Consider the following 10,547-nt stretch of genomic DNA (forward strand, 5'->3'; position numbering starts at 1 on the left):
AGTTCCTGTGGCCATTCGCGTCCTGCTGGTGGACGATCAGCCGTTGCTGCGTACCGGTTTCCGGATGATTCTGGAGGCCGAGCCGGATCTGGTGGTGGTCGGCGAGGCCGGGGACGGGCAGCAGGCACTGGAGCAGGTGCGGGCGCTCCAGCCCGACGTGGTGCTGATGGACATCCGGATGCCCAGGATGGACGGCGTGGAGGCCACCCGGCAGATCACCGGGCCCGACCGCTCGGGCCCGGCGAAGGTGCTGGTGCTGACCACCTTCGACCTCGACGAGTACGTGGTGGAGGCGCTGCGCGCGGGTGCCAGCGGCTTTCTGCTCAAGGACGCGCCGGCCGTCGAGCTGGTGCAGGCGATCCGGGTGGTCGCGGCCGGCGAGGCGATGCTGGCGCCGAGCATCACCCGGCGGCTGCTCGACAAGTACGCGGGCCGCCTGCCGTCCGGCGAGGAGGCGGTGCCGCAGCCGTTGCACGCGCTCACCGAGCGCGAGGTCGAGGTGCTGAGACTGGTGGCCCGCGGCCTGTCCAACGCGGAGATCGCCGCGGAGCTGTTCGTCAGTGAGACCACGGTGAAGACCCACGTCGGCCATGTACTGACCAAGCTGGCACTGCGCGACCGCGTACAGGCGGCCGTGTACGCGTACGAGAGCGGTCTGGTGCGCCCCGGGGCGGGGTGATCGATTCGCCCCGGGGCGTACCGCTCAGCCGCTGACGCGCCGGCCGAGCTCCCAGAACTGGGTGGTCGAGGAGGCGTTGAGCGCCCACTCGGTGCCCGTGATGTCGCCGCGCGCCAGCAGGTACTGCTTGCCCTGCCACAGCGGCAGCAGCGGCACTTCCCGCGCGATGATCTGCTGCGCCTGCTCGAAGTCGTCCACGGCCCCGCTGCGCTGGGTCTTGTGCCGGGTGCTGTTGATGATCTGGTTGCGGATCACCGGGTTGTCGTAGGCGAAGTTGAGGAAGTTGTCCGCGCCGAAGAACGGCGCCAGGTAGTTGTCCGGGTCAGGGAAGTCCGGGAACCAGCCCATGCCGAACACCTGGAACGCGCGGCCCCGGTAGGACGTCTTGTACGCGTCCCAGTCCGACACCGCCTGCAGGCTGATCCTGAACAGCCCGCCGACCTCGAGTTGCTGCTTGAGCATGGCGAACTCGGCGGCGGTCGCCTCACCGTAGTGGTTCGTGGTGTACGACAGGGTGAGCCGGACCGGGGTGGAGATGTCCGCCTTCTTCAGGAACGACCGCGCCTTGGCAATGTTCGGCAGGGCGCCGTAGAAGTCGAAGAACGGGTTGGCGTGGCTGGTGATGCCCTGCGGCACCATCGAGAACAGCGGCTCGGTGGTGCGCTGGTAGACGTCCCGGGTGATGGCCTGCCGGTTGACCAGCGCGGCCACCGCCTGCCGTACCGCCTTCTGCCCCGCCGTCCTGTCAGCGGTGTTGAAGACCAGGTACCGGATCTCGGTACCGGGCGCCACGGTGAGCTTGATGTCCTGGTCGGTGGCGAGGGTGAGCCGGTTGATCTGGTCGGGCGTCATCGTCCGGTTCATCACGTCGATGGTGCCGGCCTTCAGCGCCCGCTCCATCGACGCCGACGAGGTGAAGAACCTCAGCTCGATCCGGCTGTTGCTGAGTTTGATCGACCCCTTGTACTTGGGGTTCCTCTCGAACACCGCCGATGTGCCCGGGGTCCAGGAGGACAGCGTGTAGGGCCCCGAGCCCAGCACGCCGAACCCGGGGTGGAGCTTGTCCGGGGCGTAGGTCCCGCTGTCCACGATGTCGGCCGCGGGGGTGGCCAGCTTGAAGGGGAAGGTCGAGTCGGGGTCCTTCAGGTGGAAGACGACCGTGTCCTCGTCGGGTGTCTCCACCTTGTCGACATTGGTGAGCAGGCTCGCCGGACCGTTCGGGTCGTTGATCCGCAGCGTGCGGTCGACGGAGTACTTGACGTCCGCCGAGGTGATCTTGCGCCCGTTGGAGAAGGAAAGCCCATCGCGCAGGGTGCACCGGTACTGCTCGCCCAGACTGTCCGTGAAGTGGCACTCCTTCGCGGCTTCCGGCTCGGGGTCGGTGCCGCTGCGCGGCAGGCGCAGCAACGTCTGGTACGTGTTCTGGAAGATGCTCCAGGTGCCGATGTCGTACCCGGTCGCCGGATCGAGCGGCGCCGGGTTGTCCTTCGACATCTGGAACGCGTCCGTCGTACCGACCACGATGGGCTTGGCGTCGCCTCCGCTGCCGCCGCCTGATCCGCATCCGGCGAGCAGCGGTGCCGCCAGGCCTATGACGGCCGGCAGAACGAGCAGCTTTCGGTTCATCCTCGGCGATCTCCCTTGTCCGTACGGAACGGTCAACCCGCTACACCACGCCCGAGCTCCCAGAACTGCGTGGTGGTGGAGGAGTTGAGCGCCCACTCGACGCCGGTGATGTCGCTGCGGGAGGCCATGTACTGCTTGCCCTGCCACAGCGGCAGCATCGGTACGTCCTGGGCGATGATCTGCTGAGCGGCCCCGAAGGAGTCGCTCGCCGTGCTGCGTTGGGCCTGACGGCGGGTCTCCGGCAGGAGGACGTCCTGGATCTGCCGGCTCTGGTACGGCAGGTTGAGGAAGTTGTCCTTGTCGAAGAAGGGCGCGAGGTAGTTGTCGGGGTCCGGGAAGTCCGGCAGCCAACTGATGGCGAAGATCTGGTACTTACCCTCGGACGCCGCCTTCAGGAAGGCGTTCCACTGCTCGCTCTTGACGGTGACGTCGAAGAGCCCGCTGGCGTCGAGCTGCCGCTTGATCGCCTCGGCCTCGGCGCGGTTGCTGGTGCCGCCGTTGTCGCGGCGGAAGTTGATGGTCAGCGGCACCTTCTCGGTGATGCCGGCCTGGCGCAGGGTCTTCCGGGCCTTGGCCACGCTCGGGTCGCCGTAGACGTTGAAGTACGAGTTGACGTGCGCGGTGATGCCCTGGGGCACGACCGAGTACAGCGGGCTGGCGGTGCGCCGGTACACGTCGCGGGTGATGGCCTGGCGGTCGATGACCCGGGCGATGGCCTGCCGTACGGCCTTGTTCCGCAGGCCGGGGGCGCCGGTGTTGAGGAACAGGTAGCGGGCCTCGCCGCCGGGTGCCTCGGTGAGCTTGACGGTCTGGTCGGTGCTCGCCAGCAGCCGGCTGATCTGGCTGGGCGCCAGCGTCCTGGACATGACATCCACGGTGCCCAGCTTGAGGGCGTTCTCCATGGCCTTGGAGTCCCCGAACAGCTTCAGCGAGACCTTGCTGTTGTGGAGCTTGAGGATGCCGTCGTAGTTCGGGTTCCGGGTGAACGTGCCGCCCTTGCCCTGTACGAAGGAGTCGAGCGTATAGGGGCCGGAGCCGACGAGTTTGAAGCCTTCGTACGGCTTGGTGGCGGAATACACCTCGCTGTCGACGATGGCGGCGGCGGGGGTGGCAAGCTTGGCCGGGAAGGTGGCGTCCTGCGCGCTGAGGTGGAAGACGACGGTCTTCTCATCGGGCGCCGTCACCGACTTCACGCCGGATATCAGGGACGCCGGACCGGCAGTGAAGTTGATCTTCTGCATCCGGTCGACGGAGAACTTCACATCCTCCGAAGTCAGCGCGTGGCCGTTGGAGAACTTCGCGCCCTCTCGCATCTTGCACTGATATGCCAGCCCGGAGGCGTCGGTGTAATGGCACTCGGTGGCCGCGTCCGGGGTGGGAGTGGTGGTGCCGCGCTGGTAGGTGAGCAGCATCTGGAAGGTGTTGTAGAAGATGTTCCAGGTGGCGCTGTCGTACGAGGCCGCCGGGTCGAGCGGGGCGGGGTTGTCCTTGGTGAGCTCGATGCTGTCGGTGGTGCCGACGACGATGGGTTTGCCACTGTCGCCGCTCCCTCCGCCGGAGCCGCCGCACCCGGTGATCACGGGTGTCATCACGCCCAGCAGGGCGGGCAGCGCCAGAAGCTTGCGGTTCATCTGTGGTCGGTCTCCTTGTCCCTGCTCCGTATCGGTGGTGGTTCTCGCCGTGCGCCCGCACAGCCACGCCGAACCGGCGCCCGCACACCGGTTTTCCGGGGAACGGACTGAGCGCCGGGATGGCTGCGCGGTCGGCTGCCGATGCGTCATCGCGCGGCCAGCCGCAGGTAATCCAGCACATCCCGCGCGCATGCTTCGGTGACGATACCGAGAATGCTTGTGATCAGCACCAACAGGGTGTCAAAAGACGACGGCACGGCCGGTGTGATTTCCCCGGCACACACGCTCAGTGAATGCGTGTATTCAAAGAGCGCAGAAAAGGCACGCTGAGCTCTTCCAGCGAACCGACGACCGTACGGCCGGGACCCGACTCGATCGGGACCAGCGAGGGGACGGCGATCACCTGGCAGCCGGCCGCCTCCGCGGACGCGACCCCGGTGGGGGTGTCCTCGACCACCACGCAGGCCGCCGGATCGGCGCCGAGCCTGGCGGCGGCGGTCAGATACGGCTCGGGGTGCGGCTTGGTGCGGGTCACCTCGTCCCCGGCGAGGGTGAAGGCGAAGTGCTCGGGGCCGAGCGTGCGGAGCATCGCGTCGATGGTGCGGCGGTGCGAGGCGGAGACCAGGGCGGTGGGGATGCCGTACGCGGCCAGCTCGGTCAGCAGCCGGCGGGCGCCCGGCATCAGCGGCGCACCCCGTTCGATGAGCTGCTCGAACCGCTCGTTGATCGACACCGTGAGCTCGCCGAGCGTGGCCGTCGTACCGGTCACCGACATCAGGTGGCCGACGCTGCGCGACATCGGGCCGCCGACCACCACCGAGCGGTGCTCGTCGTCCAGCACGTGACCGAGATCCGCGAAGACCGCGGCCTCCGCCGCCCACCAGATCCCCTCGGTGTCCACCAGGGTCCCGTCCAGGTCGAGGAGCACGGCTCGCGGCGCGGGCCCGTGCGCCATCCGGGTGTCGGCGACGGAGATGCTGCTGGTCATACGCGCCACTCCTCGACTGCTGGGTCGGCCGGCTCCTCGCGGTGCGGGGGCGCCCGTTTCCGGGGGGCACAGAGGCCGGTCGCCGCGTCCCGCGATACGGGACGGCGACCGGCCTCTGCCGGACCGTCAATTGTACGTCGGCCCGCCGCGGCCCGCTCGAAGAGCGGGAAACTCCAGCCGAACGGCCGATCAACGGGCGTTGAAGTACTTCGCTTCCGGGTGGTGGATCACAATTGCGTCGGTGGACTGCTCGGGGTGGAGCTGGAACTCCTCGGAGAGCTTCACGCCGATCCGCTCGGGCTCCAGCAGCGCGGCGATCTTGGCCCGGTCCTCCAGGTCGGGACAGGCGCCGTAGCCCAGCGAGAAGCGGGCGCCGCGGTACTTCAGCGCGAACATGTCCTCCATGTCGTGCGGGTCCTCGGCCCCGAAGCCCAGCTCCGAGCGGACCCGGGCGTGCCAGTACTCGGCCAGTGCCTCTGCGAGCTGCACGGACAGGCCGTGCAGCTCCAGGTAGTCCCGGTAGGAGTCGGCGGCGAACAGCTCGTTGGCCGCCTCGGAGATCCGGTTGCCGACAGTGACGACCTGGAAACCGACCACATCGGTCTGCCCGGAGTCCTCCGGCCGGAAGAAGTCCGCCAGGCACAGCCGCCGGCCGCGCCGCTGCCGCGGGAAGGTGAACCGGGTGCGCTCGGTGCCGTCCTCGTGCAGCACGATCAGGTCGTCGCCCTTGGACACACACGGGTAGTAACCGTAGGTGACGGCGGCCTCCAGCAGGCCCTCGGACTGGAGGCGGGTCAGCAGCCCGCGCAGCCGCGGCCGGCCCTCGGTCTCGACCAGTTCCTCGTACGTGGGCCCGGTCGTGCGGGACTGCTTCAGGCCCCACTGGCCCTTGAACAACGCGCCCTCGTCCAGCCACGAGGCGTAGTCGGCGAGCTGGATGCCCTTGACGACCCGGCTGCCCCAGAACGGCGGGGCGGGCACCGGGTTGTCCACCGCGACGTCCGACCTGACCTGGCCGAGGCCGGTCTCGGGCTCCTCGGCGGGCTGCTCCCGCCTGGCCACCCTGCGCGCCTTGAGCTCGGGAAGCGCGGCGCCGGGCACCCCGCGCTTGACGGAGACCAGCGCGTCCATCAGCCGCAGGCCCTCGAAGGCGTCCCGGGCGTAGCGGACCTCGCCCTGGTAGATCTCGTGCAGGTCCTGCTCGACGTAGGCGCGGGTGAGGGCGGCGCCGCCGAGGATCACCGGGTAGTCGGTGGCCAGGCCGCGCTGGTTGAGCTCCTCCAGGTTCTCCTTCATGATCACGGTGGACTTCACCAGCAGTCCCGACATGCCGATGACGTCGGCGCGGTTCTCCTGGGCGGCCTCCAGGATCGCGGCGACCGGCTGCTTGATGCCGAGGTTGACGACGTTGTAGCCGTTGTTGGTCAGGATGATGTCGACCAGGTTCTTGCCGATGTCGTGCACGTCGCCGCGGACGGTGGCCAGCACGATGGTGCCCTTGCCACCGCCGTCCTCGGTCTTCTCCATGTGCGGTTCCAGGTGGGCGACCGCGCTCTTCATCACCTCGGCGGACTGGAGCACGAAAGGGAGCTGCATCTGGCCGGAGCCGAACAGTTCGCCGACCACCTTCATGCCGGCCAGCAGCGTGTCGTTGACGATGTCCAGGGCGGGCCGCTGGGCCAGCGCCTCCTCCAGGTCGTCGGTGAGGCCGTTCTTCTCGCCGTCGATGATCCGCCGTTGCAGGCGCTCCTCCAGCGGCAGCGCCGCCAGCTCCTCGGCCCTGCCTGCCTTCATCGACGTGGTGTCGACGCCCTCGAACAGTTCCATCAGCCGTTGCAGCGGGTCGTAGCCCTCGCGGCGCCGGTCGTGGATCAGGTCGAGGGCGGTCTCGCGCTGCTCCTCCTCGATCCGGGCGATCGGCAGGATCTTGGCGGCGTGCACGATGGCCGAGTCGAGCCCGGCCTTGACGCACTCGTCGAGGAAGACCGAGTTGAGCACGGTGCGGGCGGCCGGGTTGAGGCCGAAGGAGATGTTGGACAGGCCGAGCGTGGTCTGTACGTCCGGGTGGCGGCGCTTGAGCTCGCGGATCGCCTCGATGGTGGCGATGCCGTCCTTGCGCGACTCCTCCTGGCCGGTGCAGATGGTGAAGGTCAGGCAGTCGATGAGGATGTCGGACTCGTGGATGCCCCAGGTTCCGGTGAGGTCGGCGATCAGCCGCTCGGCGATCGCCACCTTCTTCTCCACCGTACGGGCCTGCCCCTCCTCGTCGATGGTGAGCGCGATCAGCGCGGCGCCGTGCTCGACGGCGAGCCGGGTGACGCGGGCGAACCGGGAGTCGGGGCCGTCGCCGTCCTCGTAGTTGACCGAGTTCAGTACGGCCCGGCCGCCGAGCTTCTCCAGGCCGGCCTGGAGCACGTCCACCTCGGTGGAGTCCAGCACGATGGGCAGGGTGGAGGCGGTGGCGAACCGGCCGGCGATCTCGGCCATGTCGGCGGCGCCGTCCCGGCCGACGTAGTCCACGCACAGGTCGAGCAGGTGGGCGCCCTCGCGGATCTGCTCGCGGGCCATCTCCACGCAGTCCTCCCAGCGGCCGCCCAGCAGCGCCTCGCGGAACTTCTTGGAGCCGTTGGCGTTGGTGCGCTCGCCGATCGCCAGGTACGCGGTGTCCTGGCGGAACGGGACGGTCTGGTAGAGGGAGGCGGCGCCGGGCTCGGGCCGGGGGTTGCGGGGAGTGAGGTCCTGGCCCTGGACGCGCTCCACCAGGTGCCGCAGGTGCTCGGGCGTGGTGCCGCAGCAGCCGCCGACCAGGGCGAGTCCGTACTCGCGGGCGAACACCTCGTGGGCGTCGGCGAGTTCGGCGGGGGTCAGCGGGTAGTGCGCGCCGTCCTTGGTGAGCACGGGCAGCCCGGCGTTGGGCATGCAGGTCAGCGGGATGCGGGAGTGGCGGGTCAGGTAGCGCAGGTGCTCGCTCATCTCGGCCGGGCCGGTGGAGCAGTTCAGGCCGATCATGTCGATGCCCAGCGGTTCCAGCGCGGTGAGGGCCGCGCCGATCTCCGAGCCGAGCAGCATGGTGCCGGTGGTCTCGACGGCGACCTGGCAGATCAGCGGCAGGTCCACCCCGGCCTCGCTCATCGCCCGGCGGGCGCCGACCAGGGCGGCCTTGACCTGGAGCAGGTCCTGCATGGTCTCCACGACCAGCGCGTCGGCGCCGCCGGCGATCAGACCCGCCGCGTTGGCCTGGTAACCGTCACGCAGCGTCCGGTAGGACGCGTGCCCCAGCGTGGGGAGTTTGGTGCCGGGCCCGATCGAGCCGAGCACCCAGCGGGGGCGTCCGTCGGTGGCGAAGTCGTCCGCCACCTCGCGGGCCAGCCGGGCGCCCGCCTCGGACAGCTCGTGGATCCGGTCGGCGATGTCGTACTCGCTCATGGCGCTGTGGTTCGCGCCGAACGTGTTGGTCTCCACGCAGTCCACGCCGACCGCGAAGTACGCCTCGTGCACCGAGCGCACGACGTCGGGGCGGGTCAGGTTCAGGATCTCGTTGCAGCCCTCGAGCTGCTGGAAGTCGTCCAGCGTGGGGTTCTGGGCCTGAAGCATGGTGCCCATGGCGCCGTCGGCGACCACGACGCGGGAGGCGAGTGCCTCCCGCAGTGCGGTGGCGCGAGCCGAAACCGCTGACGCTGCGGCGGATTTGGCGGGGACGGCGGACGAATGGGACGGCAAGGCCATGGGGTGCTCCTTGGGATGCGACGGCTGTCGGCTATGCGCCGCCTGTCCGAGGACAGGACACGCACCCCGCCAGAGTAACCGTCGGGGCCGACCGGACTCGAAGGATTCCGAAGGGCGGACGGGTGGTGCCGCACTCGCCCTGGAGAGGATGGAGGTCGGCACTGTCGACCGAGGCGCGGCCGGAGGTGTCCTGCCTTCCGCTCCTGGAGTGCGTCCGATGCCAGGTCCGATCCGGTCGCTGGAGCGTGCGGCGGCGATCCTCCGGCTGCCGGCGGGCGGTCCCGGGAAGGCGCTCGACCCGACCCGCGCCCGGGGCCGGGGCTCGGACCTGGAGGAGAGCCCGGCCCCCAGGCCGCGGGAGACGGCGCCGGCGCGCTCACCCGGACACCCCGGAGATCCGGGCGCGGGTCGTCTTCGCCCGCGACCAGGAGTGGGCCCGCGACGCGGACGACGTCCTTCCGCCGCCGCACCACCCTCACGACCCGCGGCCTGGACACGCCGGACGTACGCGACGAGGTGACGCGCCGCCTGACGGTCCGGAGTTGAGGGAACGTCAGTCACCACGCCCCTCGGTCCGCCGGGCTCGGCCCGCCGCCGTCAGGGCGTACGGCTCCGCGAGGAGGCCGGGCGGGCCGTCAGCCCCGCCCGGTCGGGGCACCGCCGTCCACCGCATCGCCTCCGGCGGACGGAACGGGGCGGTGCCCGACGCACACCGGGGCTGCGGTACCGGACGCGGTACGCCGTAGGCTGGTGCCGCACGTTGAGGAACGCAGAAGACAGCAGCCGGAACGGGGACGGCACCGCCCCCACCGGCCGGAAGGAGGCGCTGGGTGATCGAGCTCGAGGGGGTTCCCGAGCTGATCGACCCGGTCATGGTGGCCGCGTTCGAGGGCTGGAACGACGCCGGGGACGCCGCGTCCACCGCGGTCGGCCATATGGACCGGGAGTTCAAGGGCGAGGTCTTCGCGGCGCTCGACGCCGAGGACTACTACGACTTCCAGGTCAACCGGCCGACCGTGTGGATGGACGCCGGGGTGCGCCGTATCACCTGGCCGACGACCCGCCTGTCCGTGGTCCGTATCCAGTCGCCCAAGCCACGCGACCTGGTGCTGGTCCGCGGCATCGAGCCGAGCATGCGCTGGCGGTCGTTCTGCAACGAGATCCTGGGCTTCGCCCACGAACTGGGCGTGGAGATGGTCGTGGTGCTCGGCGCGCTGCTCGGCGACACCCCGCACACCCGGCCGGTCCCGGTCACCGGGGTCACCTCCGACCCGGATCTGGCCACCGCGCTGAACCTGGAGGAGTCCCGCTACGAGGGCCCCACCGGCATCGTCGGCATCCTCCAGGAGGCCTGCACGCACGCGGGCATCCCGGCGGTCAGCCTGTGGGCCGCGGTCCCGCACTACGTGTCGCAGCCGCCCAACCCCAAGGCCACCCTGGCGCTGCTGAACCGCCTTGAGGACCTGCTCGACCTGCGCATCCCGCAGGGTGAGCTGCCCGAGGACGCCCGCGCCTGGCAGGTCGGCGTGGACCAGCTCGCCGCCGAGGACAGCGAGGTCGCCGAGTACGTTCAGACCCTGGAGGAGGCCCGGGACACCGCGGAGCTCCCCGAGGCGTCGGGCGAGGCCATCGCCAAGGAGTTCGAGCGCTACCTGCGGCGCCGCGACCCCCAGCCGGGCGGCTACGCCAGCGAGGGCGGCGACGGCGTCCCCCAGTTCCGCGACCGTCCGCAGCCGCCCCGCGGCGACGCGGACGGCGGCGGCGGTGACGCGGGTGACAGCGGCGGCGTCGCGAAGGACCCGCCGGAGGCGGACGACGCGGGCGAGTAGCCGACCCGGCCGGATATCCGCGGGGGAACGTGGCAGGGGCGCCCGCCGACCGGAGTTCTCCGGCGGCG

The 10,547-nt window shown here is 70.1% G+C and carries 6 protein-coding genes; 2 read left to right on the forward strand and 4 right to left on the reverse strand.

Annotated elements, in window-relative coordinates; translation table 11 throughout:
* Positions 1 to 7 precede the first annotated feature (7 nt).
* Entirely contained in the window at positions 8 to 679 is a 672-nt protein-coding gene (locus VIW71_RS12905; protein WP_331622269.1) for a response regulator transcription factor, read from the forward strand.
* Positions 680 to 703: 24 nt separating this feature from the next.
* Here the strand turns inward: VIW71_RS12905 and VIW71_RS12910 are convergent, their stop codons facing one another.
* The 4 genes from VIW71_RS12910 to metH form a co-directional block, all read right to left on the reverse strand.
* Positions 704 to 2,305: an ABC transporter substrate-binding protein gene (locus VIW71_RS12910; RefSeq protein ID WP_331622271.1), complete on the reverse strand. Its 1,602-nt coding sequence runs from the start codon at positions 2,303 to 2,305 to the stop codon at positions 704 to 706.
* 32 nt (positions 2,306 to 2,337) lie between these two features.
* Positions 2,338 to 3,936 (reverse strand): ABC transporter substrate-binding protein, encoded by a 1,599-nt coding sequence (locus VIW71_RS12915; RefSeq protein ID WP_331622272.1) that lies wholly within the window; start codon positions 3,934 to 3,936, stop codon positions 2,338 to 2,340.
* Between the two features lie 286 nt (positions 3,937 to 4,222).
* Complete coding sequence (locus VIW71_RS12920) at positions 4,223 to 4,924, reverse strand: HAD family hydrolase (RefSeq protein ID WP_331622273.1); 702 nt, start codon at positions 4,922 to 4,924, stop codon at positions 4,223 to 4,225.
* Positions 4,925 to 5,113: 189 nt separating this feature from the next.
* Complete coding sequence (gene metH / locus VIW71_RS12925; RefSeq protein WP_331622274.1) at positions 5,114 to 8,650, reverse strand: methionine synthase; 3,537 nt, start codon at positions 8,648 to 8,650, stop codon at positions 5,114 to 5,116.
* 830 nt (positions 8,651 to 9,480) lie between these two features.
* Here metH and VIW71_RS12930 point away from each other — a divergent pair.
* Complete coding sequence (locus VIW71_RS12930; protein WP_331622275.1) at positions 9,481 to 10,479, forward strand: PAC2 family protein; 999 nt, start codon at positions 9,481 to 9,483, stop codon at positions 10,477 to 10,479.
* Positions 10,480 to 10,547: the final 68 nt, after the last annotated feature.

The sequence above is a fragment of the Streptomyces sp. genome, assembly GCF_036524955.1.
Classification (GTDB): Bacteria; Actinomycetota; Actinomycetes; order Streptomycetales; family Streptomycetaceae; genus Actinacidiphila.